We start from the raw sequence: 23886 nt of genomic DNA on the forward strand, positions 1-23886 counted from the left end.
AAATGTTCAATCCAACTTCAATACGCGCCGCATTTAGCATCGCGCTTCTTGGCCTCTGCGCTACATCCTTTCAAGTACATGCCGCAGATGATGAGATATTACGCGTAGCTTTTCATTCCGATGTCGCAAGCATCAATCCCGGCGTCAACCGTGACGCCAATTCCGATGTGGTCGTCGCGCACATTGCTGAAGGTCTGGTCGCCTATGGCGATGATCTGGCGATCAAACCGATGCTGGCTGAAAGCTGGACCGCGAATGCCGATCATACGGTCTATGAGTTTAAACTGCGCAAGGGTGTGAAATTCCAGAATGGAAAGGACCTGACAGCTAAAGATGTGGTTTGGAATTTCGAACGCTATCTCACGCCTGAAACTGGGTTTCAGTGCGTAAATCGTTACAATGGCAAAGTGGATTCCAAATTGAAGTCAGTCGAGGCTGTCGATGATGGCACGGTGCGCTTCAGCTTTGCGGCGCCTGCTCCAAACTTCGTCATTACCATGGCAACCATCCAGTGCACACCCTGGATTTTGAGCCCGGAATCCGTTGATGCTGATGGCAAATTCATAAAGCCTATTGGCACTGGTCCTTATGCCTTTTCCAAGTGGGAACGGGGCCGTTTTCTGGACCTAACTCGTTTTGACGATTACGCGGCGCTATCAGGTGCGGCAGATGGTTTGGCCGGGAACAAAAAGGGTCATGTGAAAACGATCGAGTTTATGACGGTTCCTGATTCAAGCACGCGTACCAATGGTCTGTTGTCGGGCGAGATCGATTTCATCGATGAAGTTGAACCGACTGGCCTCATGGATCTGGAAGCAAAAGGCATGAAGGTCAATGTCCAGCAGACGCCTGCATGGATGGTGCTGCAAATTCAGTCAAACTCGGCGAAGCTGAAAGATCCGCAGCTCCGTCAAGCGATCGCGCATTCTATCGACCTTGACCAACTGGCAGCGGCGATTGGCGAGGGCATGTACACGCCGAACCCTTCGGTCGTAGCACCAAATACGATCTATTCGGACAATCAGGCAGCTGCCTGGCCTGCTTATGATCCCGCGAAGGCACAAGAATTACTTACCAAGGCAGGATACAAGGGCGAGCCAATCAGTCTTCTGGTTGCCAACCGTCAGAATCGCGTACAGGTCGCCACCATTATTCAGGCGTTCCTTGCAGCATCTGGCATCAACGCGCAGCTTGAAGTGCGTGATTGGGCAACGCAGCTCGACCAGTATCGCCGTGGTGCATATGAACTTGCAGTCTTTGCCTATTCCGCGCGCCTCGATCCGCTGTTGTCGTTCCAATCGATGATTGGCGACAAGAAAGCCGATGCTGCGCGTCAGTGGGATGATGCAAAGGCGGAAGAGCTTCTCAAGCAGGTTTCAGCGACAAGTGATGTCGATGAACGCAAAAAGCTCTTCAACGAACTCAACAAGCTGATGGCAGAGCAGGTGCCGATTCTTGGTCTGGTGAATTTGCCATCCATCACGGCGACGGGTCCAAAAGTGAATGATTACAAGGGGTGGGCTGGCGATACTGACCGTTTCTGGACGGTTAGTAAAACCCGGTAATACGCTTCATTTATTAAGTTCTACATTGAGATAGGTCCATGACATCTACATCGTTTGATTATACCCAGAGCGACGCGGTTGGTCTGGGCGAGGCCATTCGAAATAGAATTCTGTCACCGCGGGAAGCCGTTCAGGAAGCATTCGCTGCGATTGAACGGTGCAATCCGCAGCTCAATGCAGTCATCTATGAAATGCGTGAACAAGCTGATGAGCAGCTTAAAACATTGCCAGAGGGGCCATTAAGTGGCGTGCCGGTTTTATTGAAGGACGATTGTCCGTCCTATGCGGGGGCAGCGATGTCCTTTGGATGTCGTGCAGCACAGAGCAATATTTCGCAGCATGATCATGAATTGGTCAAACGCTACAAATCGGCCGGTCTGGTTGTGGTGGGAAAGACCAACCTGCCTGAATTTTCCTGCAACATTGCAACAGAGTCGTCGCTTCATGGGCCAGCGCTCAACCCTTGGGATGTAAAGCGCAGCATTGGCGGTTCCTCGGGCGGTGCGGCGGCGGCGGTTGCGGCTCGTATGGTGCCGGTTGCCTATGGTAATGACGGAGCAGGCTCAATCCGTATCCCTTCGTCCTGTGGCGGCCTATTTGGACTGCGTCCATCGCGTGGGCGTGTGCCGTGCGGCCCAGTCTCGACAGAGAATTGGGGGGGAATGGTCAGTCATCACGTATTGACGCGTTCCGTTCGGGATTCCGCAGCGATGCTTGATCTAACCGATACGCTGGAACCTGGCGCTCTTTATGCTGCGCCTGCAAAGAAGAGCCTATTCGTCGACAGTGTCAAAACTACTCCTCGCAAACTTCGCATCGGCATTTGGCGGCGATCCGATCTTCGCGAGCATCTGGATGAGCAGTCTGCTGCAGCACTCGAAGAGACGATCAGATTGTGCGAACAGTTGGGGCATATCATTGTGCCAGCAACGCCGGATTTTGACGGCATTGAGTTGGCGAATGCCATGCAAAAACTGATCGCCGTGTACACGGCAATCGAAGTTGCTGATGTTGCCGCGACAACCCGAAAACCCGCGAATGACCTCTACTTTGAGCCATCCAATCTGGGTTTGGCTGCCTTTGGCGAGGGTTTGTCCGCAACAGAAGTCATTCAGGCGCGCCTGACTGCAAACAGCACGGCGCGCAGTTTCGGTCGTCTGTTTGAAGGATGCGATGTGGTTTTAAGTCCCGTTATGCCGGTTGCATCATTTCCGCTTGGAATGCTTGATGCGCGCGCGCCTGATTGGGAAGATTTTGTCCAGCAGTTTTTGACGCTGACTACTTTTACCCATCCAATTAACGCTGCCGGCTTACCCGCAATGAGCGTTCCGCTTTACGAGACGCCCGATGGCTTCCCGGTCGGCAGCCAGTTCATTACCTCTTATGGAGGTGAGAACCTGTTATTCGAACTTGCTGGACAGCTGGAAGCTATGTGCCCGTGGTCTGATCGACTGCCTGCAATTCACGCGTGAAATCAAGAGAAAAGTGATGCTGTACACAAAGCCCTATTTCCAGCCAACTGATGTGAGCGAGGTTTTCGACCTGGTTGACAGAACGGTGCTTGGCACCTTGATTACCAGCCATGAGGAGGGTGTCGCAATCTCACACCCCGTTTTCATGATCGATCGGGCGAGAGGTGGAAATGGCACGCTGGTCTCCCATGTCGCCGCGTCGAACGACCATGTTGAGTTTCTGAAGCGCGGATTGCCCTCCATCGCGATCCTGATGGATGCTGGACATTATGTGTCTTCGTCCTGGTATCCAGGCTACCCGGAAAGAGACAGCGCACCGACATGGAGTTTTATGGTCGCCCACATTCATGGAACACCCGACATATTATCAGAAGCGGCAACCGCCAGGCATCTCCACGAGCTCGTCAAACACATGGAAAAGGGGCGGGACAAGCCCTGGCAGATGAAGGAACTTGGTCCCGGCGGTCTTGAGCGACGCTTGCCAAATATCGTCGGCTACGAAATGCCGATTGATAAAATGGAGATCAAGTTCAAGCTCGGCCAGGATGAAAGATCGGCTGACATGAGCGCAGCAATCAAAAAGTTGCGAGAAGAAGGGCAGGATGATGTTGCCGAGATGATGGCACGACACTGCAAACTTTAAAATACTGAAAGAGGAAGTTGTGTTGATTGCATGAATATCAATTTCCTCGCATTCATCTTGTTAGGTCTTAATTTAGTACAAAATCATCAATGAACACGATAACAACACGATTGCAGTGTGTGAATTCGTCAATGACTTACAATCGATCATTGCACATACTTATCAGGAACAATCACATCATTATATTAAACTACGAACAGCAATCATTAACTGCGTTGGAAGACTATTCATGACGATTCCATCTTTGAAAGAGGTTTTGTCCAGGCCGTCTGCTTCCTTCATCGAAGCCGGCGCGGCTCTGGTGGATGCAATGTCGGAGTGGGATGATACAAAAGCGTGGAAACTCGTCGAACGTCATGCGATCGATCAAGAAATTCGCTCACGCTTTGCGCAGGTTTCGCCGCAGCTCATGCAGGCGGTTCTGCGCCATGGCGCTGGCCTTTCTGCAACTTCCTCAACGAATGCAATCAAGTGGATAGAAGAAAATAGAGGCCGCTGGAAAGGCATACTAAACCCTGAAGCCAATCTATGGAAGCGCGTTGACTTAAGCTTTGGCACAGCAGGCGGGCAAATTGCTGAAGCCTCAGCCCGTCAGGATAGAGAAACTGCTTGTGCGCTTTATAACGCTTTCATGGCCAGGCACGATGCAAAACTGGCAATCGGTGCATGGATGGAGCAGCGCAGTGTTTATGCGACGGATAATTATCTTTCGCTTCTATTGCCGGGACAGCGACGTGATTGCCACCTTGGCTACGATCTTTTTGCACCAGCACTTACATCGCTTTTTGCCCCTGCAGATGGAGAGATCGTGCAGGCAGGCATCATTAACGAGAGGCTGGATTATGGCGGGTTTCTCGTAACTCGACATGAAGTTGAGTTGAAGACATCCATTTGGGCCTTGTGGGGACATTTGTCGCATGAATCTGTTCGACGATGGTCGAAGGGAGATACTGTTTTCGAGGGCAAAGAACTGGCGAGAATGGGCGACTTTGAAGAAAATGGCTGGTGGCTGCCACATCTCCATTTACAACTTTCGACAATACCATTTGATGATTTTAGACTTATGCCAGGGGTCGGGGAGTATGCACTTCGACCAATCTGGAGAGAACTATTTCCCAACCCGCAATGTTTGGTTTTAGGCGATTAAACCTATGTGTGGGCTGATACGATGGTGGACGATCCGTTGCAACATTGCGTCAATGCTTGAGGTGATAGCATTCTGGCTTTTAAGAGCCGGGAGTCTTCGATGTTTTAAAGACCGCCACTTCGACAAGGTACCTAGCTTACCATGAGCCTGCGCAATCTGGAGGAAAGCGCTTTCACCCAACAGCAATTCGCCCAATTCACTGCATGATTGTGTCCAGCGGTACGCTGAGCCCCCTCCTAACCGATTTTTGCAGCACATCCGATCTGGCACGCCATGGCGGATACAGCGCTGACCTGATGCTCAGGACTGGCGATGGAGCAATTCGTCGATCAGCAGTTTGGCGGCGGGCGGTACCCGCGCCCCCTTGCGGGTGACGAGTTCATAGGCCTCGCTTCGCGACGCCAGGGCCAGCGGCAGGATGCGCGTCATCTGCCGGCGCGCGAAGAACTGCGCGACTTCGATCGACACCAGGGCCACGAAGGACGGGTTGGCCTGCAGCAGCGCCAGTGTCGCAAAAGCCGAGGTCGTCTCCAGCAGGTGCTGCGGGAACTGGATCCCGCAATCGCGGTATTCGCGTTCGAGCAAGAGCCGCATCGGCATGTTCGCGCGGTATACCACCCATCGGTATGGCGCCAGCTCCTGCAGGGTGAGCTTCTTCGCATGTCGCAACGGATGGCCGACATTCGCGATCACCGCGAGCGTTTCATCCTGGAGCTTCACGCTGTCGTAGACCTGCGGCGCCTGGCTGATGGTCGTGCGGCAGATCGCCAGGTCGAGCCGGCCGGCGTCGAGCTGGGCCAGCAGGGCGGCACTGGTGTCCTCGACTATCTCGACGGACAAGTCGACCTGCTGCGCAACGAGCGCAGAGATAGCATCGGTGAGCAGCGGCACCGCGCCCATGATGACGCCTGCCGCCACCCGCCCGCCCTGGCCACGCATGATTCCGACGATCTCGTCGCGCAGGTGGGCAATATCCGTCTGGATCAACCGCGCATAGCGGATCACGCAATGGCCGACGGCATTAGGCTCCAGACCCCGGTTGGTGCGAACGAACAGCGGCGTGCCGAAGGTCGTCTCAATTTCCTGCAATGCCTTGCTCGCACCCGGTTGCGTCAACGCGACCTGCTGCGAAGCCTTCAAGAGCGAGCCGTGCTCACCCAGCGCGACTAGGAGCCGCAGCTGTTTCAGGTGGAGCCTGGAAATGATGGAGTGGAGTGGTGGGGTCATGTCTGGGTTAGATAAATGTTATACCAAGATCACATCCGCCGCAAGGATTCAGGTGAAGATCATTGGCGGTCCGCCCGCAGAGAGCCCCTCGATCAGAATGGCTATGTTCTCGACGCGTTCGTCCAGAGCCGCGCAACATCAAAGCTGCCAGGCGATTGCTGATGCGCCTGCCAAAAAAAGCAAGTCATTTCGCCCAAGCATATCCCGCCAGACCAAGAGGCCCGGCGGGATGATTGTTGAGCGCTATGGTCCTGCTAGCTCGAACGGAGGGCTGCGTGCTTTCCTGCGATGTAGCCCTGAGCGAGAGCTCGACCGTTCCCGTGCTGACTGAACCCGCCGGCAGCTTCGCCTGCGGCGTAGAGGCCGGGAATTACCTTACCGGCAAAGTCGAGGACCTGGCTTGCGGCGTTGATGCGCAGGCCGGACCGGGGGTCGTGGATCACCGGGGTCGACCAGGCGGCATAGAAGGGGCCCCGTTGGATCTTGTATCGGGGTGTCGGTTTGCCGAAGTCGGAGTCGGCACCCGCATCAACAAAGCTGTTATACCGTGCCACCGTCTGGACCAGGTTGCTCGCCGGCATGGGAACCCGCTGATACGGCATGACGATCTTCGCTGCGAGCTCCGCCAGCGTGTTTGCCTGGAAGAAGAATCCGTCAGGATCGACATTTGGGGGCGTCGGATTCCAATTCTGGCGGGCCACGGCATCTGCATCGAAGATGGCCCAGATCGGGCCACCGCCGTTGTGTCCGTCGCCGATTCCAGCCATGGCGGCGTTGATCCAGTTTTGTGGGTTGTAGGTAATGTTCTTGGCGTTCAGGTAGCTATTGGGAGTGTACGGGTTGACCGAGCCGGCACTGTTCGTCCCAAATTGACCTCCCGTTTCGTCGAAGAACCGCTTTCCGATCATGTTTACATGGATAATGTTCTGGAAGTTGACATTGGCTAGTCCCGAAGCTTTCGCAAGGTGGAAGACCGGGCTGTTGGGACCCCACTGCAGGTACGAGTAGTTGTACCGCGTTCCGATGGCGGTTGGCTTGGTGATATTAGTGCCGAATTCTCCGGTCTGGTTGTACGCGCCCGCGAGGGACGCACCGACATTCAGCCCTGCGAGGATGCCACTGGCGTCCTGGAAGGAATAGGGCTCGCCAGCGACGCCGCAGTACTCTGCGGTGAGCCGTGGGTCGAACTGTCGGCGATATTCCACGTTCCCGTTGCCGCCACCGGTCGCGATCACGATGCCCCTGCGTGCCAGAATGTTGACCATCCGGTTTTGGTAAGAGGCTCTGACCTGGGTCACGCCTTTATTCGTCCGGTGCAGTGAATCCAAACGGTGATTCAGCAGGATCTTCACGCCACGCGCCTTTGCTGCGGCCTCCAGCGGGTATATGAAGCCGGGCCCTTGAGCCGTCGTCCGCCGTCGTGCCGGGTCTACCTGCAAGCCGGTCCGGACCGAGGGGTAGTCCATGATCGCCGAGTGCATCATGCGGTGTACGGAGTTGCCGACCTCGTTGCCACCGACGTTGTCGGGTCTGGCTGTCGTCCACACGACGCCATGGCGGACCAGAAAGTCATAAATGGTGACGTTGATATCGGCAAATGCCCGGATGACCTCGCGATCGTTATAGCGGTAGCTTGGAAAGCCGTTCGACTGAACGATGGACCAGTCAGTCAGATCGCGAAACAGGAGATCTGGCGTGTCCGCGATGCCGGCCGCTAGCTGGGCAGAGGTTCCGCCTCCCAGCGGAATGTTGCCTGAGCTGACGATGCCACGTCCGCCGATATGCGGCTGCGCCTCGAGGACAATAACCGACGCGCCTGCCTCTGCGGCGGCGACTGCGGCGGCAAGGCCCGCCGATCCGCAACCCAAAACGACGACATCGGCTACACGCTCGCTCGCGGCATTGCCAATGTTCACCTGAAAAATGCTGCTGCCCACCCCTGCGGCGGCCATTCCGGCACCGCCCTTCAACAATGATCGTCGGCTGACTGTCATAACGTTCTCCTCCTGAAGTTTTTGACCAGCGCATTCGGGCTTGTGTGAATCTTGGCCTGAATAGCAAAACTCATTAATCGTGATAGCCGTGAGATTTAGTCGACTGCAGTATTGCAGCATTCGCTGGCGCGACAACTGAGAAGATGTGATCTCGGTATAACATTTACGCAACCCAGGCATGGCCGGCCGCTGTTCGTTCGCACCAACCGGGCCTGGAGCCCAGTGCCGTCGGCCATTGTGTGATCCGCTATGCGCGGCTGATCCAGACGGGTCTCGTGCAACTGCGCGAGGATATCGTCGGAATCATGCGCGGCCGGGGCGGGAGGTAGCGCCATCGAGCGCACATCGAGCGCAATGGCTTCGACTGGCGATTGTTGCGTGGCGGCGGATAGGACGCGATCTTATCGACCATCCCTGCCACGACGATCCGTGATCGGCAACCAGCAGCGGCCCGCGTATCTGCAACCACGCCAGACGGCCGGGAAGCTCGGCAATGCTTCCCGGCCAGAACTCGACATCAGCAAGATAGACTGTTGAAGATACGACCTACCTGCTGGCCAAACAGATCAGAGGGAAGCGACTGCTCCCATCGTGAAGCGGGTAGAGGTCCGCCGGATGGCATTGACGAGCGGCTTGCCGAATTCGGGAATTTCGATCTCGAAAATATCTCCCTCCTCGGTCGCAATCCCGTCGCCGAAAGAAGCAACTGACGTCCCCAGGAACTGGACATGCACATAGCCCGGCCGGTGGAATTGATCGTACTTGAAATGGTGATACTCGAGGTTGGCGATCGAATGGGACATGTTGTCCTCGCCTGTGGGGAAGGATTTTTCCCAGATCACTTCCGCGTTTCGGCGAATGCGAACCACGCCTTCGACATGGGCCGGAAGGTCGCCGAGCCTCAATTCTGGTCCGAATGAGGAATGACGCAACTTGGCATGGGCGAGATAGAGATAATTCTGCTTCTCCATCACGTGGTCCGTGGCTTCGTTGCCAACAGCAAAGCCCACACGATAGGGGAGGCCATCGTCGCCGATCACGTAAAGTCCAACCACTTCGGGTTCTTCGCCCATATCTTGAGCATACTGGGGCACCGGCAGGTCCTCACCGGGACGCACCACGGTAGACCCGTCGCCCTTGTAGAACCACTCTGCCTGGACACCAGGTTTGCCATCGGCAGGCTTGCCGCCTTCGACGCCCCATTTGAACATCTTCATGGAGTCGTTGAGGTCGGCTTCCGCCGCTGTCGTTGCGGTCTGATGCATCTTTGAACGGGAGGCAGCACTGCCGGTATGGGTGAGGCCCGTCCCCGCGATGATGCAATGGGCAGGATCGGGATGATCGAGCGGCGGCAGCACCCGCCCCTCGTCCAGCAGGGCCTGGTAGGAATGCGCCTTGCCGGTTCCCAGTTCGCTCACGAGTTCGGCGATCTTCTTACCTTTGCGAATGGCTTCAAGCGCCAGTTCACGCGTGGTCAAATAGACGTTGAGTTCTTTGATCTCGTCGCCGGAGACGATGCCGACGGCTCGTGTCCGGCTATCGGTTTCAAATTGAATCAGATGCATAATCACTCCATCATCTGGAAGGGCCGCCCGGACGATCGCGTCAGGACCAGCGGGTTTCGGCGACGAACGCCGCCATGGGTGATCCGCAGCGCTGTGCTTCTGTCGTTTCGCTTGGAAAGTTCACCTCATCGAGTCGAACCATAGCCAATGAGGCTGTCCGGGTATAATGACGAACTCTGATACTGCTATCACCGATGAGAATAGAGGGTGCTACCCCAATCTGGAATCCATCTTGGCACGAGCAATGTCACCAGGGCGATCTCCGATCAAATTAAGATCCCTGCCACCAATCGAACAGCCCTGCGGAGTTCACAAGCCGGTGCCGTAGCGCTGCAGACACAGCGCTAGCGCCTCGACCGCGCCGCAACGCGCGGGCAGTTCGACGCGCAACCGCGCATAGGCCCATTGCCGCCAAGGACGCGGAGAACTGCCCGCTATCTCGACGCGGACGAGCGACGGCAATCGGTTGGTGCTTGTCCATTCGGGGTTGAGCGCGCCGTCCGGCCCGGCATAGCTGAACGAAAGCTTCAGATCGCCGTGCACCAGCGGAAGATCTTCTCCGCCCCCGGCGGTTGCGTAATCGCGGCGGGCCCGAATGAGGGCCTCGTCGGCCCCGACCCGACCCATCGAATAGGTGATGTCATCAAGTCCCGCACGCGGCTCGTAGCCGAGCGCCGGGCGCACGAAAGTGACCTCGTCGGCATGGCCGGCGAAGCGGATCGCAGCGGCCCCTTCCGGGTTGGAGTAGTTGGGCTGTGCCGCCTCCAGATCCTCGACCATCCGGTCGAGAATCACCGCCACCGTGTCCTCCTGCCCGCCTCGGGCGATCATCCCCTGCCATTGGCGCAGCCAGGTTCCTGTGTAGAGCGCCAGCCCACCAAACAGCATCGTTGCAAGCACCAGCGAAGCCAATGCCTCGATCAGCGTGAAGCCGGCCCGAGCCTTGCGTTTCCTCGTCATTGCAGCTTGCCGAGACGTACTGTCTGCGTCACGTCGCCATCCGATCCGTCGGTGCGGCGAACGGTGACGGAATAGAGCTGCCATCCGGCCGTCGTCAACGCAGCGTCGCGTTCGAAGCGGTACCGTTCCACGATGACCGTGAAATCTCCGATGACGCTCCGGCCCGTTCGCAACGGGTTAAGGGTCATTGCGACCGCCATGGCAGCCTGCATGCCGACACGGCGTTCCGTCGATCGTTCCAGACCCGCGAACGCACCTGCAGTGCCCGTGATCATACGCGCGATCGGAATGATCAGCAGCACGGCGACGGCAAGCGAGGCTAGAACCTCGATCAGGGTGAAACCGCGTCTGTGCCGCGCTATCATTTCGGCCTCATTTCCACGCGGCCGGTCAGCCAGTCGACGCGCAGTTCGATCTCCCGGCCGCCGGCGGACAATGTCATGACGCCCCCGCAGGACCGTCCGTCGGCAAGGAAGCGCAAGGCTCTGATTCCGTCTCGTATGGGACACCGGTCCGACGTGACCCAGTTCATCGCCACCACTTCCCTGATGGAGATCGGATTGGCGCCATCCACCTGGATGAGTTTGTTTCCCGTATCGACCATCACGTCGGCGACGCTGCCCGTGGTCAATGCTTTCGCCCTGCCTTTTCGGAATTCTCCGCTAATGCGAACGGCCTCGGCAGAAAGCTCGGCAGCCCCGGCGCTTGAACGCGGGCGGGGCATCAGTACGGAGGCAGCGAGGGCGAAGATCGCAAGCGCCACGACCACGTCGAGCAGAACGACACCGCGCTGCGCCCCTTTGCCGTTGCTGTTACTGTTGCCCTTAGAGCTGGCCGGACACATTGGAGCCACTCCCACCGGGCCCGTCGTTGGTGATGTTAAACGTCTTTCCGTCGCTCACATATTTGTATTCATTGCCCCACGGATCACGCGGAACGGTGCCGCCGCGAAGGTATGGCCCGTTCCAGACCTGGATGGTTGAGGGCTTGCGCACCAGGGCTTCCAGGCCCTCTGCCTGCACCGGATAACGGCCGACATCGATGTAGAAGATGTCGAGCGCGCTGGAAAACGCCTCGATCTGAAGCTTTGCCGCGCGTACGCGCGAGTCGGACAACTGCGCGAGAACACGAGGACCGACGAGCGCCGAGATCAGGCCGATGATGGCCAGTACAACCAGCATCTCGATTAGCGTAAAACCCGCCCTGCGGCGCCGGGCACGCCTGCGCTGCATGAGATCGGGACCAACTGCGAAATGTACGCTTTGCAAGCAGGCTCCTATCGGACCATGTCGTTGAAGGACATAAGAGTGGACATGATAGACACGATCATACCACCGATCAAGATACTAATGGTTGCCACCGCCGCAGGGCCGACAAGCCCGACGATACGGGACAGCGAACGCTCCAGCCGCACTTCATAGAAGTCGGCGACACGATAGGCCAGCCCCGCGAGTTCGCCACTTTGCTCGCCGAGCCTCAACATGCGTACCGCCAGCGGGGGAAGCTGAAGTATCTCAAGCGCATGGCCAAGCCTGTTTCCCTGCCTCAGCGCGTCGGATGCCTGCTGCGCGCGTGCCCGGGCGGCCTCGCCGCGATCGATGGTATCGCTGATGAGCTTGAAAGCCACAGGAACTGCGACACCCGTTTCGACCATGATGCCCAGGAGACGAGCGAAGCGCCCTGTCCGATAGCTCCCCGGTATCTCCGACATAAGCGGAAGTTTTTTGGCGAAAGCCCAGAGCCATGCCGAGAGAAGGCCCCGCCGCGCCGCTACAAATCCCAGCAATACGAGTATCGAAGCCGCAAGCAAAAGGACCAGCCCGTAGGCGCGCAGGAAATTCGAGACCGCGAACATCACCACCATCAGCGTGTCCTTCTTGCCGCTCTGCATGATCATCGGTTCGAACTGAGGAACGACACCCACCAGGAAGAAGACCAGTACGCAGATCGTGCCGGCAAACAGCACTGCAGGATATCGGAGCGCTTCGCTGACCTTGGCCTGCAATGCCTCGAAATTCTGGCGCTCCTGCACGATGCGCGACAGGAGGGTGGGCAACTTGCCAGAGGTCTCCGCGACACGAACCATGGCGACTTGGAACGCCGGGAACAGAGCAGGCCAGGCTTCCAGCGCGCTGGAAAATGGCTTGCCCGACGCCAGGTCGGTGCGAATGCCGGCAACAATGGGCTGAAGCCTGCCGCTGTCGAATTCCTTTTCCATGATAGCCAGCGCTTCGTCGATCCGGATTCCCGCATTCAGCATGATCGACAGGTCGGAGAGCAGCCGGGTAACCTGCGCCGCCGGTATCCGGGTCGAAAACAGTGGTGCGCGCGATGTAGACGGCCTGCTTTGTTCGACACTGACCGGGATCAGCCCGCGCGCCCCGAGCTTCTGGACGGCATCGTCGGAATCGGACGCATCGATTCGCCCGAGTTCGATACGACCCTCGCCGTTCAAAGCCTTGTATGCGAATGCCGTGGAGCCCATGGTCACCCCCCCGAAAGCGTGGGCGGTGGCTCCGCCGGAGGAATCATTTGTTCACCGCTCGGCTCATCCGAAAAGCGCAGCGAGGCGCGCCCTCCCGCTCCATCGAGCTTGACTTCAAACTGGTCGACTGCCTTCAGGGTCCAACCTTCGCGGCTTTCCCCGGTCCGCAGCGTGAACGCCGCTGTCTCGGCCGGGGAGGTGAAGGTCGCGCTGTTGAGCCCCGACGACCGTACGATGCCAACCAATTGCCAATCGGGCGCCGCGGCCGGCGGCGGTGGCGGCGGTGGCGGCTCGGGCTGCACGATGACCGGTTCCGGCTCGGCGGCGCCGAACGCCATCGGGGGAGTCCGGCTCGGCGAGAACAGGGGGCGATCCCGAAGCGCCGCATAATCGCTCACCAGGCGTTCCCTGACCGATAGTTTTTCCGTGCCGAACGACAGGCTCGACGAAGCCGCGATGGCGGCGAGCATCATTGTCGCGCGCAGCCTGGTCGTCACGATTGGGGTTCCTTCTCGCGGAAGGCCGACAGCGTAACGTTGAGCGACAACGGCTGATCCATGGAACCCGAGGTCTGATCTCCTCCCAACATATCGACCTTTCGGTTCAATCGAAGCTTGAAGTTATCAACCACCATGACGGGCGAACCAGCTTCGATTGCATACATGAGATCGGGCAGCGATTGCTCCAAGACCTCGATATCGGCAGTCAAACGAATGCGTTCCAAAGACTCCAATTGAGGATCGCCTATATTGGCGGCCTGACCGTCCGTGGGAACATCGACGCGACGGATAACGGCGCCCACGCGTTCCACCCGGTTGGAGAGCAGACGCTGGAATTCGGCGGAGACGAGCCCGCTGGTTTGTGCATCGAGAAGGATCTTGCCCTCGCCGGGATCCAGAGCCTGGTTCGCGCCTTGCTGAACCGGGGAAGTTGACGCCTTGCTTTCAAGCAAGGCGGTACGTTCCTCATAGAGCGCCAGCGAGCCCGCCTCCGCGCGCCAGGACAGCAGGGTATCGGCGACGAGTACAAGAGCTCCGACAACCAGCAGCGCCATGACGGCCAGGGATTGAAGCCGCGTGTCGCGCCACAGGGGTGTCGTTGTCATCGCAGCTGCCCCCCCGTGCGGATGAGCGGGCGGGTGTCGACCTCGAACTCCGAGGTGACGCCATCCTCGCCGCGCAGGGCCGGTCCGACCAGCTTGCTGTCTTCGAAGCGGCCCGACGATTCCAGCGCGGTCAACACCTCGGGGACGTCTCTGGTGCGGCCCGAGAGGCGCATGCCGCCATTGGCGAAGGACACCTCAATGGCATATGAATGTGTCGGGAGGGCTGCAGCCAGGTCGTCCAATGCTCCGAGCGCGCTTATCGCGTCGTCCTTGATATTCAGCGCCTCCTGCTCTGGCGCTGTATCGGCCTTGTCCGGAGTCGCCGCCAGCGCGATTGCCTGTCGCGCCTTTTCGGCCCGCATCTCGACGGCGGCGCGGCGCTCGGCATAGCTGTTCTGGATCATCGGCCGCACCGCCGATGCCATGACGGCAGCGACCAGGCTTGCCCCCAGAATTCCGGCAAGGACAAACTTTATCCGGCCGCGCGTGCCGGCGATCCGTTGCCGCTGTGTCAATACTTTTACGGCATCGCCTTCCGGAAATGGCGCCGAGATCACGACCTGGCGGGCCTCGGCCGCATTCAGGCAGGCCAAGGCGGCAGAGACACGTGACTTCGCGACGATTGCGACGGCGACGGTGATCTGCCGCGCCTCATGGCTGATCCCCAGGATCCTGTGGCCGAAATAGATATCGGAAGCAGGCAATGGAGAAAGCGCACCCATCCGCGAGGTAACGATGCCCTCGACGTGGCTGGCAGCCTCCATCGGCAGTTCGACCCGGCGCGCGATCATCCAACTCGCCGGGATGCCGAGATGGACCGTCTTTCCGTTCACCGCGGTGCGTAATGCGGCCGGCGCCTGCCCGTCTGGAGAAATCGGTATCGACAGGGCTGCTGTCGGCTTTCGGCCGGTCGCTGGCTCGATTTCAAGCGCGCTCTCGTCGTCCGCGACCCGCGCGACCACGCGGCTGCTGGATTTGACGCGCGCGAGTTCATCCAGCAGGGAGGCCGGTCCCGCGATCCAGTCATCCATGCCGCGGATGACCGCGGTGAAAGGAGAAGCCATTCCGGTCAAACCTTAGAGCTGAAAGCCGGCACAGGATCCAAAGATCCGCTGCCGCGTCAAAATAGTCATAGCTTACCCTCGGGCCTCATTCCAGATCAATCACAGCTATTCGCCCATCGGGCACCGATCTTGAACGCAGACTGGGACGACCAATCCTGACGGGTGGAGTTGCAGAGATAGAGCGCCGTCATGCCGGGATTGTCGAGCCACTCAGGTGATTGCAGCCGCTTCGCACCATTGATCTTGGAAATCTACACCTCCCAGAACTGTTGTTTAGCCATTGATATGGCATCGGCAATTGTCGGACAAGTACCCGTGGTAAAATATGTGGACAATGTGCCCATTTTGTGGAATGTAGTGAAAATCTGAACGATATGGCAGGCGCGGAGATGCGCCGCGTGCCGGGGAGGGGTAGCCAAGCGTGAGCCAGATCATCTTCATTCCCGCCGAGGGGGGCTCGGGCGAACCCCGTGTCGCGGCGTCCACCGATACGGTGAAGCGTATGGCCGCCCTTGGTTTCGACGTGGTGGTTGAGAGCGGCGCGGGCACACTGTCACGCATCGTCGACGAAGACTACGCGAAGTCCGGTGCCACTATTGGTTCCGCATCCGATGCGGCCCGCGCGGATGTCATTCTGAAGGTTCGCCGTCCTGACGCGACAGAGCTCAAATCCTATAAGCGCGGCGCCGCCGTGATCGCCGCCATGGATCCGTATGGCAATGACGACGCCGTCGCCGCGATGGCGGCAGCCGGTGTCTCGGCCTTTGCAATGGAATTCATGCCGCGCATCACGCGCGCCCAGTCCATGGACATCCTATCCAGCCAGGCCAATCTGGCGGGATACCAGGCCGTGGTGGATGCAGCAGCCGAATATGATCGTGCGCTCCCGATGATGATGACGGCGGCCGGCACTGTTCCTGCCGCCAAGGTATTCATCATGGGTGTTGGCGTCGCCGGCCTTCAGGCGATTGCCACTGCCCGGCGCCTGGGCGCCGTGGTCACCGCGACCGACGTCCGTCCCGCCGCCAAGGAACAGGTTGCGTCGCTGGGAGCGAAGTTCCTCGCCGTCGAGGACGACGAGTTCAAGGCGGCGGAGACAGCCGGCGGCTACGCCAAGGAAATGTCCAAGGAATATCAGGCCAAGCAGGCGGCGCTGACCGCCGACCATATCGCCAAGCAGGACATCGTCATCACCACCGCGCTGATCCCCGGTCGCCCCGCTCCGAAGCTGATCTCGGCGGCGATGGTTGCCTCGATGAAGCCAGGCTCGGTCATCGTCGATCTGGCGGTCGAGCGCGGCGGCAATGTCGAAGGCTCCGTCGCTGGCAAGGTCGTCACCACGGCCAACGGCGTCAAGATAGTCGGCCATCTCAACGTCGCCGGCCGCCTCGCTGCTTCCGCCTCGCAGCTCTACGCCATGAACCTTTATGCGTTCCTTGAGACGCTGGTCGACAAGACCACCAGAACGCTTGCCATCAAGCCGGACGATGAACTGGTGAAGGCAACCCTGCTCACGCATGAGGGCGCTGTCATTCACCCCATTTTTGCCGGTAAGGCACCGGCACCAGTGAAAGCCGCGCCGAAGAAATCGCCGCCCAGGCCCGCCGCTGCCAAGAAGGCAGGCACGGCGAAGACCAAAGGAGGGGCATGATGGAAAAATCCGCTCTCGACAGCCTCGATCAGGCAATCGCCGATGCAGCAGGTGCGGCGGTTCACACCGCGACCGGCGGTGCGGTCGATCCCTTCGTCTTCCGCCTGGCCATCTTCGTGCTGGCGATCTTTGTCGGCTACTACGTCGTCTGGTCCGTCACGCCCGCGCTGCACACGCCGTTGATGGCGGTCACGAACGCGATTTCGTCAGTCATCATCGTGGGTGCGCTCCTTGCCGTCGGCATCTCCGTGTCAGGCGCTGCGTCGGGCTTCGGCTTCGTCGCGGTCATCCTCGCATCGGTGAACATCTTCGGCGGCTTCCTCGTTACCCAGCGCATGCTGGCGATGTACAAGAAAAAAGAGAAGTGAGGCAAAACGCATGAGCCAGAACGTCGCCTCCTTCCTCTACCTCGTCTCCGGGGTACTGTTCATTATGGCGCTGCGCGGCCTGTCGCATCCCACGACCAGCCGTCAGGGCAATGTCTACGGCATGGTCGGCATGACGATCGCCGTCGTGACGACGCTGGCTCTGGCAGTTCCGTCGCCAACCGGCTTCGCGCTGATCCTGCTAGGCTTGCTGGTCGGTGGTGGCATCGGCGCGATCACTGCGCGCCGCATTGCCATGACGTCGATGCCGCAGCTCGTCGCCGCCTTCCACAGCCTTGTCGGCCTTGCCGCCGTTCTGGTGGCAGCGGCAGCAGTCTACGCGCCCGAAAGCTTCGGCATCGGCCTTGTCGGCGCCATCCACACCCAGGCGATCATCGAAATGAGTCTCGGCGTTGCTATCGGCGCGGTGACTTTCACAGGCTCGATCATCGCCTTCCTCAAGCTCGACGGGCGCATGTCCGGCAAGCCGATCATGCTGCCGTTGCGCCATGTATTAAACGCCGGCATCGCGATTGCGCTCGTGGTTCTCGTCGTCCTGATGGTCACTACGCAGTCGACCACGATCTTCTGGATGATCGTTGTCCTGTCGCTCTTGCTCGGCATTCTCCTGATCATCCCGATCGGTGGCGCGGACATGCCGGTCGTGGTCTCGATGCTCAATTCCTATTCGGGTTGGGCCGCGGCGGCACTGGGCTTCACGCTTGGCAATCTCGCGCTGATCATCACCGGCGCGCTGGTCGGTTCGTCCGGCGCGATCCTGTCCTACATCATGTGCAAGGGCATGAACCGCTCCTTCATCTCGGTCATTCTCGGCGGTTTCGGCGGCGATGCGGCCGCGGCTGGTGGCGACGACGGCATCGAGCGTTCGGTCAAACAGGGCGCAGCAGACGACGCCGCCTACCTGATGTTGAACGCGCAAAAGGTTATCATCGTGCCGGGTTACGGCATGGCGGTGGCGCAGGCGCAGCACGCGCTTCGCGAAATGGCCGACAAGCTCAAGGCCAATGGCGTCGAGGTGAAATACGCCATTCATCCGGTCGCCGGCCGCATGCCTGGCCACATGAACGTGCTGCTGGCCGAAGCCAACGTGCCCTACGACGAAGTGTTCGAGCTGGAGGACATCAATTCCGAGTTCGCGCAGGCCGACGTTGCTTACGTCATCGGCGCCAATGATGTCACCAACCCGTCGGCGCGCGACGACAAGACCTCGCCGATCTACGGCATGCCGATCCTCGACGTCGACAAGGCTCGCACTTGCCTTTTCGTCAAACGCTCGCTCGGCTCCGGCTATGCTGGCATCGACAATACACTGTTCTACAAGGACGGCACGATGATGCTGCTTGGCGACGCCAAGAAGATGACCGAGGGTATCGTCAAGGCAATGGATCACTGAGCTCGGCAAGGCGATGAAGCGGGAAAGGTTCCAGTCACTCCAAGCCCGCTCATTCCAACGCGGCGCAGTCGGGTAAGTTCGATGAACCTGCAACATACAGACTCACACTCGCTCCTGTCGTCCATGGCCGATGCCGGACTGGCGAGCCGCGAGGCAACACGGGGCCTTTTCGGTGAAAGTACGGCCTCGCGAGCCTCCGACCTGCACCGCCTGATCGAAGCGCAGATCGTCGATGCCGATGCCCTCGCAGGCTTCCTGTCCTCCTATTATGGCGTGCGGCTTCTCGACCGGCAGCAACTCGCCGACTACAGGCCCGCCGCGCAGAACCTCTCAAACCGATTTCTTGTGGAGAACTGGATCGCGCCGCTCACGGCGCCTGACGGGAGCGCCGTCATAGGGGTTCTCCATCCCGGAGACGCAGATCCGATAGAGGCGCTGCGATCCGTTCTGGATAGTGACGTCGAGGTCTGCGTAGTTCCCGCACCCGATCTGGAATCCTGCCTGGAACGCCTTTCCGGCACCCAGGATGTTGCCCAGGTCACCGGCGAAGGAGCAACCTCCGAGGCGGCTATCGCAAGCCTGCGGGATCTTGCGAGCGGCGCGCCGGTCGTGGTTATCGTTGACGACATCTTCAGGCGCGCGCTCGACCTGAGGGCAACCGACATCCATCTCGAACCGATGCGCGGACGGCTCGTGATGCGTTTCCGCATCGACGGTGTCTTGCGGATCATGCCTTCACCGCCGCACGAAATGGGCGATGCGATCGTGTCGCGCATCAAGGTTCTCGCCGGCCTCGACATCACCGAGCGCCGCAAGCCTCAGGATGGCGCGATGCGCCTTCCCATAGGTGACCGCGAAGTCGAACTGCGTGTTGCTACCCTCTCCGCCATCCATGGTGAGACCGTCGTCATGCGCATCCTGCACCGCGACAGCGCCCTGCTGGATTTTGCGGGCGTAGGCCTGGACGAGGAGGAACAACAGACGCTGAACCGCCTGCTTGAGCATACCCATGGAATGATCGCCGTCGCGGGCCCGACCGGCAGCGGCAAGACGACGACGCTCGCCGCAGCGCTCTCAAAGCTCAACGATCCGAGCCGCAAGATCGTTACCATCGAGGATCCCGTCGAGTACCAGATCCCCGGCATCGTGCAGTCGCAGATCAACTCGGCGATCGACATCACCTTCTCGTCGGCGATCCGAACGTTCGTGCGTCAGGATCCCGACGTAATCCTGGTCGGCGAGATACGCGATGGCGAGACCGCACGGGCCGCAGTCCAGGCAGCGCTCACCGGACACCTCGTACTCACTACCGTCCACGCGAACACCGCGGCAGCGGCCTTCACGCGTATGCGCGACCTGGGTGTCGAGACCTATCTGCTGGTCGGCGCCGTACGGGGCATCATCTCCCAGCGCCTGCTGCGGCGGCTGTGCGATCACTGCAAGCAGGAAGGAATTCTCTCGGCCGACACTTTCTCCTCCGACACGCGCTACCAGGCTGTCGGGTTCTCGCCGGGCCAGAAAGTGTACAACGCGGTGGGCTGCGGCCGCTGCAACGGCACAGGGTATCGCGGCCGCATCGCCGTGTTCGAGATCCTCGTCCTTGACGAGGCGATCACGGAACTCGCTTCACAAGGGGCAGATCACTCCAGGATCGAAGCGCTCGCGCTGGAGCGGGGCATGAGCACGATGGCCCATGACGCTGCCAGGAAGGCTGGGCAAGGTCTCACCTCTCCGGCGGAGGTGCTCAGGGTCACCGGGTTTCGCTGAGCGCATCCACCCACCGACGCGCGGGATGGTTGAACGTCGTCGAAAGTGGATACACCATCAACTCGACCTTCGTGCCAGCCTCTGACCGCGGACGGCTAAGACCTCCTGCAGAACCTGGCCACTATTGCCCGCCTTCTTCGTGTTGATAGGGCTCGATGGTTTCGCCCTCCAGGACGTAACCCGAAGCAACTTCGCTTGAACCGTCGACGAAGGAGAGGTCTTTCTTTGCAGATTGTACGCGCATTGTTCCTGTTATCAGCACGCCTTCGAACAGACTCGTGGGTGCGTATGGAGCGGAGGATTTCAGATAGATCACCTGGTTCGGCGGCGGCGGCGGCTCATGGATGCAAGCACCGAAATAGGGGACGAGCAGGAACTCGGTGGTACCCTTTGGATCAAAATCCAAGGGCAGAAGATAGCCGGCTATGGCTACTCGCTTGCCGTCATGCTTCTTCTCGGTGAGGGTTCCACGCCTCTCGGTTTCTCCAGCCCAGATCGCATATCGTTCGTAAAGCGCGTCAAGATCGACGCCTTGCTTTGCGAGTTTCTCCCTGTCGGCGTCGACCCTTTTTTTGGCCTCGTCGCGCTGAAGGGCAAATTCTTCGCTCAATTCGCCCGACGGGTGACCTTTCCAGTAAAGGACATTTCTCAAGGCCTCCTGCTGCTCAATCGGAAGTTCTTGCGGAAAATTTGCCAGCGGCTCTGTCGACGGCACCAGCATCTCCCATTTCAGCTGGGTAGCGCCTTCACTGAATGCCGCATCGCAGCCAAGACCCGAAACAGCCAGGACGAGAGCGATGCAGTGGACCATCGATCTCGCATTGCGGAAGAAAAATCTGGAAGTGATCATGTTCTCATCCTCATGCCATTTGCGAGCGACATCCTGTAGGCGCCGTATGCCGGCAGGACACCGGCGGCCATTCCGCCGATCAATATTGCCAATAGCAACAGAGCATCGGACGTGGATGGAGGCTGAACGCCGATGTCGATGCCGAACTGCCTGTCAATAATGGGGCGGGCCACCACCAGGACCGCATAAAGCGCGGCGGTACCGATTGCGATCCCCGCCACCGTCAGCAGTGTCGCCTCTCCGACGAGAAGTCCTGCGACCATGCCGGGTCTCGCCCCCAGCGAACGCAATATTGCGATTTCACGACGTCGCTCGTTGAGCGTCGACAGGATCATCGCCGACAAACCGAGCATCGAGGTCACGACGACCATGGCCGACACGCCCAGCAATGCGGTCTCGGCTGTGCCGATCAGTCCCCACATCTCCTGCAAAGCCACACCGGGCATGACGCCTGATAATGGTTCGGCTCTGTACTCGTTGACAGTACGCTGAAATCCAATGACCTGCAGGCGCGACTTCAAGCCGATGATGGCCGCGGTTATCGCCCTCGGAGGAAGCGGCATCTGCCGCAGACGGTCGGCCGTCGTCGCTAGTCCCGGGATCCGCGAACCAGATCGCCAGTCGACATGAATGGCCTCGATAGCCTTGAGACTGACATGGAGTGATTTATCCACCGGCGTGCCGGTATGCGCCAAAATGCCGGACACGCGAAACGGGAGGTCGTCATGCTGCGGCCCAAGGGAGCCCACGCCGTGCGCTACGGTGATTTGGTCGCCGATCGAATAGTCAAGCCGGCTCGCGACGTCCGAGCCGAGGACGACATCGAAGAGGTCATTAAAGGCTGCGCCGGCGGCAAACTTCAGGGTTTGGCCGCCGCGATACTGAAGGTGCGCGAAATAGTCCGGTGTCGTCCCGATAACGCGAAAGCCACGGTGGCTGTCGCCAAGGGCAAGCGGAATTGCCCAGGCTACCTCCGGGCGCGAAACGATGTCTTCGTAGCTGCGCCAGGTGACATTGTTGGTTGCGTTGCCAATGTGGAACACTGAGTAGAGAAGGAGTTGCATGGCACCCGACCGCGCGCCAATGACCAGATCCGCACCAGACACGGTCCCGGCAAAGCTGTCTCGCGCGCCACTGCGCACTTTCTCGACACCGAGCAGAAGCATGACGCTGACCGAGATTGCGAGAATTGTGAGCGTCACGGTAACCCAGCGGTTACGCAGCGATTGCAGAGCGAGACGTGCGACGATCATGCTCGGGCTCCGCTTTTCGACGCTCTCAGAATGTCGTTGACCTCGACCACCCTGGTGAAATGTTGCGCCAGGCGCCGGTCGTGACTGACCATGATCAGGGTTGCATTCGTGGCGTCGATCTGACGGAACAGCAGGTCGAGAAAGTCCTGCTGCCGATCGTCGTCGAGAGCCGATGTCGGCTCGTCGGCGACAATAATCTCGGGCGAGCCGATAAGCGCCCGTGCCGTCGCGACGCGTTGCTGCTGGCCGACGCTCAAAGTGGACGCCGTCTGTCGCCCGATATCCGCCGGAAGTCCCAGGGCCGACAGGAGGCGCCGGGCTTCGCTGTCGCTGCCGCCCGCGGCCGTTGCGCGTGCGCGACGTTGCGGTGCAAAGCTGAGCGGCAGCAGCACATTGTCGATGACGGCGCCATAGGGGAGGAGGTTGAACATCTGGAAGATGATGCCGAAATGCTCCGCCCGAAACCGGTCGCGTTCACTGCTACCCAATTCATCAAGCCGTTGACCAAGTGTTTCCACGTTTCCGGCTTGCGCCAATGCGATGCCTGTCAGCAGGCTGAGCAGCGTCGATTTTCCGCTGCCGGATGCGCCAAGCAACAGGAGACGCTCGCCGCGGAGAACCTGAAACTCGCTGATTGAGAGACCAAACGCCTCTCGCGCGTTCCACTTGAATTCGACGCCGCGCAAGCGCACGGCGTCTGTCGCCCCTTCCAGGTTCATCTCACATTTCTTCCAGACGGGGCACCTCGCGCGTCACCTGGTAGGCGGTCTGCCCATTGGCATTGATGGCCGTCACGTCGAGTTTCTCGGATCCGGAGAAGCGATCGAAGAAAGGGAAGTAGATCGACGTGATGCTGGCAGCCTCCGCGCAGGCGAGAGCGTAAGTTGCTCGGAACTCCGTGTGAGGACCCGCGTGCTCTTCGGTTTCCGCTGTCTTGTCAGACTCCGCCACAGCGTCATGGACCTTATGGTCTTCCACGACGATTTTAACGTCGGCGGAGGTGACGGTGCACCCCGCAGGTTCGGGCAGGACGACGAGCTTCAACGGCTCCTTCAGGTCGGTGAGCGCGGCCTCCACGGCTTTCTTCTCCCGGGCGGTTTCGGCTTCGTATTCAAACCCGACAATATCCATGCCGGGGGCGGAGAGCTCCATCTGAACATTGTTGTCCTCGATGACGATCGCCAACGTCCCGTGTCCATGGACATGCGGACCAAGTTCTCGACGTTCTTCTTCCGCGTGCGCAGCCGAAACAACAATAAATATGCCAGCGGCAAATAATATCCCGGCGTGGTGATGCGATCCCATCTCTCTCTCCAAATCTACATGATCACTAGCAGCCAAGGACAATCAGTACGCGAT

At 59.4% G+C, this 23886-nt stretch carries 23 protein-coding genes; 8 read left to right on the forward strand and 15 right to left on the reverse strand.

Features of this window, described 5'->3' with window-relative positions; all coding sequences use genetic code 11:
• Nucleotides 1–2: 2 nt before the first annotated feature.
• The 4 genes from OSJ75_RS08470 (at nucleotide 3) to OSJ75_RS08485 (ending at nucleotide 4827) form a co-directional block, all read left to right on the forward strand.
• Nucleotides 3–1565, forward strand: a complete 1563-nt coding sequence (locus OSJ75_RS08470; RefSeq protein WP_267227568.1) for an ABC transporter substrate-binding protein — start codon at nucleotides 3–5, stop codon at nucleotides 1563–1565.
• A gap of 38 nt (nucleotides 1566–1603) precedes the next feature.
• Nucleotides 1604–3037: an amidase gene (locus tag OSJ75_RS08475; RefSeq protein WP_267227570.1), complete on the forward strand. Its 1434-nt coding sequence runs from the start codon at nucleotides 1604–1606 to the stop codon at nucleotides 3035–3037.
• 16 nt (nucleotides 3038–3053) lie between these two features.
• Nucleotides 3054–3680, forward strand: a complete 627-nt coding sequence (locus OSJ75_RS08480) for an FMN-binding negative transcriptional regulator (protein ID WP_250015942.1) — start codon at nucleotides 3054–3056, stop codon at nucleotides 3678–3680.
• A 229-nt stretch (nucleotides 3681–3909) separates the two neighbouring features.
• Nucleotides 3910–4827, forward strand: coding sequence for a peptidoglycan DD-metalloendopeptidase family protein (locus OSJ75_RS08485; protein WP_267227571.1), 918 nt, complete (start codon nucleotides 3910–3912; stop codon nucleotides 4825–4827).
• A gap of 300 nt (nucleotides 4828–5127) precedes the next feature.
• On the opposite strand, the gene OSJ75_RS08490 is transcribed toward OSJ75_RS08485, so the two are convergent.
• The 11 genes from OSJ75_RS08490 to OSJ75_RS08540 all read right to left on the reverse strand — a co-directional run bounded on the left by OSJ75_RS08490 (nucleotide 5128) and on the right by OSJ75_RS08540 (nucleotide 15227).
• Complete coding sequence (locus OSJ75_RS08490; protein ID WP_250015937.1) at nucleotides 5128–6054, reverse strand: LysR family transcriptional regulator; 927 nt, start codon at nucleotides 6052–6054, stop codon at nucleotides 5128–5130.
• 254 nt (nucleotides 6055–6308) lie between these two features.
• Entirely contained in the window at nucleotides 6309–8048 is a 1740-nt protein-coding gene (locus OSJ75_RS08495) for an FAD-dependent oxidoreductase (protein WP_250015935.1), read from the reverse strand.
• Between the two features lie 566 nt (nucleotides 8049–8614).
• Nucleotides 8615–9613 (reverse strand): AraD1 family protein, encoded by a 999-nt coding sequence (gene araD1, locus OSJ75_RS08500; RefSeq protein WP_267227573.1) that lies wholly within the window; start codon nucleotides 9611–9613, stop codon nucleotides 8615–8617.
• Nucleotides 9614–9922: 309 nt separating this feature from the next.
• Nucleotides 9923–10573 (reverse strand): PulJ/GspJ family protein, encoded by a 651-nt coding sequence (locus OSJ75_RS08505; RefSeq protein WP_267227574.1) that lies wholly within the window; start codon nucleotides 10571–10573, stop codon nucleotides 9923–9925.
• On the reverse strand, nucleotides 10570–10938 hold the full coding sequence (locus OSJ75_RS08510) for a PulJ/GspJ family protein (protein ID WP_250015929.1): 369 nt from the start codon (nucleotides 10936–10938) through the stop codon (nucleotides 10570–10572). Before OSJ75_RS08510 ends, OSJ75_RS08505 begins: the two co-directional genes overlap by 4 nt.
• Complete coding sequence (locus OSJ75_RS08515; RefSeq protein ID WP_267227575.1) at nucleotides 10935–11417, reverse strand: hypothetical protein; 483 nt, start codon at nucleotides 11415–11417, stop codon at nucleotides 10935–10937. The genes OSJ75_RS08510 and OSJ75_RS08515 overlap by 4 nt, the downstream gene beginning before the upstream one ends.
• Nucleotides 11398–11805: a type II secretion system major pseudopilin GspG gene (gene gspG, locus OSJ75_RS08520; protein WP_267228024.1), complete on the reverse strand. Its 408-nt coding sequence runs from the start codon at nucleotides 11803–11805 to the stop codon at nucleotides 11398–11400. Before gspG ends, OSJ75_RS08515 begins: the two co-directional genes overlap by 20 nt.
• A gap of 44 nt (nucleotides 11806–11849) precedes the next feature.
• On the reverse strand, nucleotides 11850–13058 hold the full coding sequence (locus OSJ75_RS08525) for a type II secretion system F family protein (protein WP_267227576.1): 1209 nt from the start codon (nucleotides 13056–13058) through the stop codon (nucleotides 11850–11852).
• A gap of 2 nt (nucleotides 13059–13060) precedes the next feature.
• The gene (locus OSJ75_RS08530) at nucleotides 13061–13555 is read right to left on the reverse strand and encodes a hypothetical protein (protein WP_267227577.1); all 495 of its coding nucleotides are present in this window, start codon (nucleotides 13553–13555) and stop codon (nucleotides 13061–13063) included.
• Nucleotides 13552–14163, reverse strand: a complete 612-nt coding sequence (gene gspM / locus OSJ75_RS08535; RefSeq protein WP_267227578.1) for a type II secretion system protein GspM — start codon at nucleotides 14161–14163, stop codon at nucleotides 13552–13554. The genes OSJ75_RS08530 and gspM overlap by 4 nt, the downstream gene beginning before the upstream one ends.
• Nucleotides 14160–15227 carry a PilN domain-containing protein gene (locus OSJ75_RS08540; protein WP_267227579.1) on the reverse strand — a complete coding sequence of 356 codons (1068 nt, stop codon included), beginning with the start codon at nucleotides 15225–15227 and terminating at the stop codon, nucleotides 14160–14162. Before OSJ75_RS08540 ends, gspM begins: the two co-directional genes overlap by 4 nt.
• A 421-nt stretch (nucleotides 15228–15648) precedes the next feature.
• Between OSJ75_RS08540 and OSJ75_RS08545 the strand changes: the two genes are divergently transcribed.
• The 4 genes from OSJ75_RS08545 to OSJ75_RS08560 all read left to right on the forward strand — a co-directional run bounded on the left by OSJ75_RS08545 (nucleotide 15649) and on the right by OSJ75_RS08560 (nucleotide 20424).
• The gene (locus OSJ75_RS08545; RefSeq protein ID WP_267227580.1) at nucleotides 15649–16878 is read left to right on the forward strand and encodes a Re/Si-specific NAD(P)(+) transhydrogenase subunit alpha; all 1230 of its coding nucleotides are present in this window, start codon (nucleotides 15649–15651) and stop codon (nucleotides 16876–16878) included.
• Nucleotides 16878–17246: a proton-translocating transhydrogenase family protein gene (locus OSJ75_RS08550; RefSeq protein WP_267227581.1), complete on the forward strand. Its 369-nt coding sequence runs from the start codon at nucleotides 16878–16880 to the stop codon at nucleotides 17244–17246. Before OSJ75_RS08545 ends, OSJ75_RS08550 begins: the two co-directional genes overlap by 1 nt.
• Before the next feature lie 10 nt (nucleotides 17247–17256).
• On the forward strand, nucleotides 17257–18657 hold the full coding sequence (locus tag OSJ75_RS08555) for an NAD(P)(+) transhydrogenase (Re/Si-specific) subunit beta (protein ID WP_267227582.1): 1401 nt from the start codon (nucleotides 17257–17259) through the stop codon (nucleotides 18655–18657).
• A gap of 81 nt (nucleotides 18658–18738) precedes the next feature.
• Nucleotides 18739–20424, forward strand: a complete 1686-nt coding sequence (locus tag OSJ75_RS08560; protein WP_267227583.1) for a GspE/PulE family protein — start codon at nucleotides 18739–18741, stop codon at nucleotides 20422–20424.
• Between the two features lie 121 nt (nucleotides 20425–20545).
• Here the strand turns inward: OSJ75_RS08560 and OSJ75_RS08565 are convergent, their stop codons facing one another.
• From OSJ75_RS08565 to OSJ75_RS08580, 4 genes are read right to left on the reverse strand one after another with little or no spacing between them, the layout of a single operon-like run.
• A complete protein-coding gene (locus OSJ75_RS08565; protein ID WP_267227584.1) occupies nucleotides 20546–21274 on the reverse strand; it encodes a DUF3299 domain-containing protein in 729 nt (242 codons plus the stop codon).
• Nucleotides 21271–22527 (reverse strand): ABC transporter permease, encoded by a 1257-nt coding sequence (locus OSJ75_RS08570; protein ID WP_267227585.1) that lies wholly within the window; start codon nucleotides 22525–22527, stop codon nucleotides 21271–21273. The genes OSJ75_RS08565 and OSJ75_RS08570 overlap by 4 nt, the downstream gene beginning before the upstream one ends.
• Complete coding sequence (locus OSJ75_RS08575) at nucleotides 22524–23246, reverse strand: ABC transporter ATP-binding protein (protein ID WP_267227586.1); 723 nt, start codon at nucleotides 23244–23246, stop codon at nucleotides 22524–22526. The genes OSJ75_RS08570 and OSJ75_RS08575 overlap by 4 nt, the downstream gene beginning before the upstream one ends.
• A gap of 1 nt (nucleotide 23247) precedes the next feature.
• Nucleotides 23248–23832, reverse strand: a complete 585-nt coding sequence (locus OSJ75_RS08580) for a DUF2796 domain-containing protein (protein WP_267227587.1) — start codon at nucleotides 23830–23832, stop codon at nucleotides 23248–23250.
• Nucleotides 23833–23886 lie beyond the last annotated feature (54 nt).

Source organism: Phyllobacterium sp. 0TCS1.6A, assembly GCF_026420825.1.
Lineage (GTDB): Bacteria > Pseudomonadota > Alphaproteobacteria > Rhizobiales > Rhizobiaceae > Phyllobacterium.

Excerpts from the sequence above, each read along its gene's own strand:
- OSJ75_RS08575 (WP_267227586.1), bottom strand. The coding sequence starts at position 23,246 with ATGAACCTGGAAGGGGCGACAGACGCCGTGCGCTTGCGCGGCGTCGAA.
- OSJ75_RS08570 (WP_267227585.1), bottom strand. The coding sequence starts at position 22,527 with ATGATCGTCGCACGTCTCGCTCTGCAATCGCTGCGTAACCGCTGGGTT.
- OSJ75_RS08505 (WP_267227574.1), bottom strand. The coding sequence starts at position 10,573 with ATGACGAGGAAACGCAAGGCTCGGGCCGGCTTCACGCTGATCGAGGCA.
- OSJ75_RS08470 (WP_267227568.1), top strand. The coding sequence starts at position 3 with ATGTTCAATCCAACTTCAATACGCGCCGCATTTAGCATCGCGCTTCTT.
- OSJ75_RS08515 (WP_267227575.1), bottom strand. The coding sequence starts at position 11,417 with ATGTGTCCGGCCAGCTCTAAGGGCAACAGTAACAGCAACGGCAAAGGG.
- OSJ75_RS08565 (WP_267227584.1), bottom strand. The coding sequence starts at position 21,274 with ATGATCACTTCCAGATTTTTCTTCCGCAATGCGAGATCGATGGTCCAC.
- OSJ75_RS08525 (WP_267227576.1), bottom strand. The coding sequence starts at position 13,058 with ATGGGCTCCACGGCATTCGCATACAAGGCTTTGAACGGCGAGGGTCGT.
- OSJ75_RS08560 (WP_267227583.1), top strand. The coding sequence starts at position 18,739 with ATGAACCTGCAACATACAGACTCACACTCGCTCCTGTCGTCCATGGCC.
- OSJ75_RS08475 (WP_267227570.1), top strand. The coding sequence starts at position 1,604 with ATGACATCTACATCGTTTGATTATACCCAGAGCGACGCGGTTGGTCTG.
- araD1 (WP_267227573.1), bottom strand. The coding sequence starts at position 9,613 with ATGCATCTGATTCAATTTGAAACCGATAGCCGGACACGAGCCGTCGGC.
- OSJ75_RS08580 (WP_267227587.1), bottom strand. The coding sequence starts at position 23,832 with ATGGGATCGCATCACCACGCCGGGATATTATTTGCCGCTGGCATATTT.
- gspM (WP_267227578.1), bottom strand. The coding sequence starts at position 14,163 with ATGACAACGACACCCCTGTGGCGCGACACGCGGCTTCAATCCCTGGCC.
- OSJ75_RS08540 (WP_267227579.1), bottom strand. The coding sequence starts at position 15,227 with ATGGCTTCTCCTTTCACCGCGGTCATCCGCGGCATGGATGACTGGATC.
- OSJ75_RS08555 (WP_267227582.1), top strand. The coding sequence starts at position 17,257 with ATGAGCCAGAACGTCGCCTCCTTCCTCTACCTCGTCTCCGGGGTACTG.
- OSJ75_RS08490 (WP_250015937.1), bottom strand. The coding sequence starts at position 6,054 with ATGACCCCACCACTCCACTCCATCATTTCCAGGCTCCACCTGAAACAG.
- OSJ75_RS08480 (WP_250015942.1), top strand. The coding sequence starts at position 3,054 with ATGCTGTACACAAAGCCCTATTTCCAGCCAACTGATGTGAGCGAGGTT.
- OSJ75_RS08495 (WP_250015935.1), bottom strand. The coding sequence starts at position 8,048 with ATGACAGTCAGCCGACGATCATTGTTGAAGGGCGGTGCCGGAATGGCC.
- OSJ75_RS08510 (WP_250015929.1), bottom strand. The coding sequence starts at position 10,938 with ATGATAGCGCGGCACAGACGCGGTTTCACCCTGATCGAGGTTCTAGCC.
- OSJ75_RS08550 (WP_267227581.1), top strand. The coding sequence starts at position 16,878 with ATGGAAAAATCCGCTCTCGACAGCCTCGATCAGGCAATCGCCGATGCA.
- OSJ75_RS08485 (WP_267227571.1), top strand. The coding sequence starts at position 3,910 with ATGACGATTCCATCTTTGAAAGAGGTTTTGTCCAGGCCGTCTGCTTCC.
- gspG (WP_267228024.1), bottom strand. The coding sequence starts at position 11,805 with ATGCAGCGCAGGCGTGCCCGGCGCCGCAGGGCGGGTTTTACGCTAATC.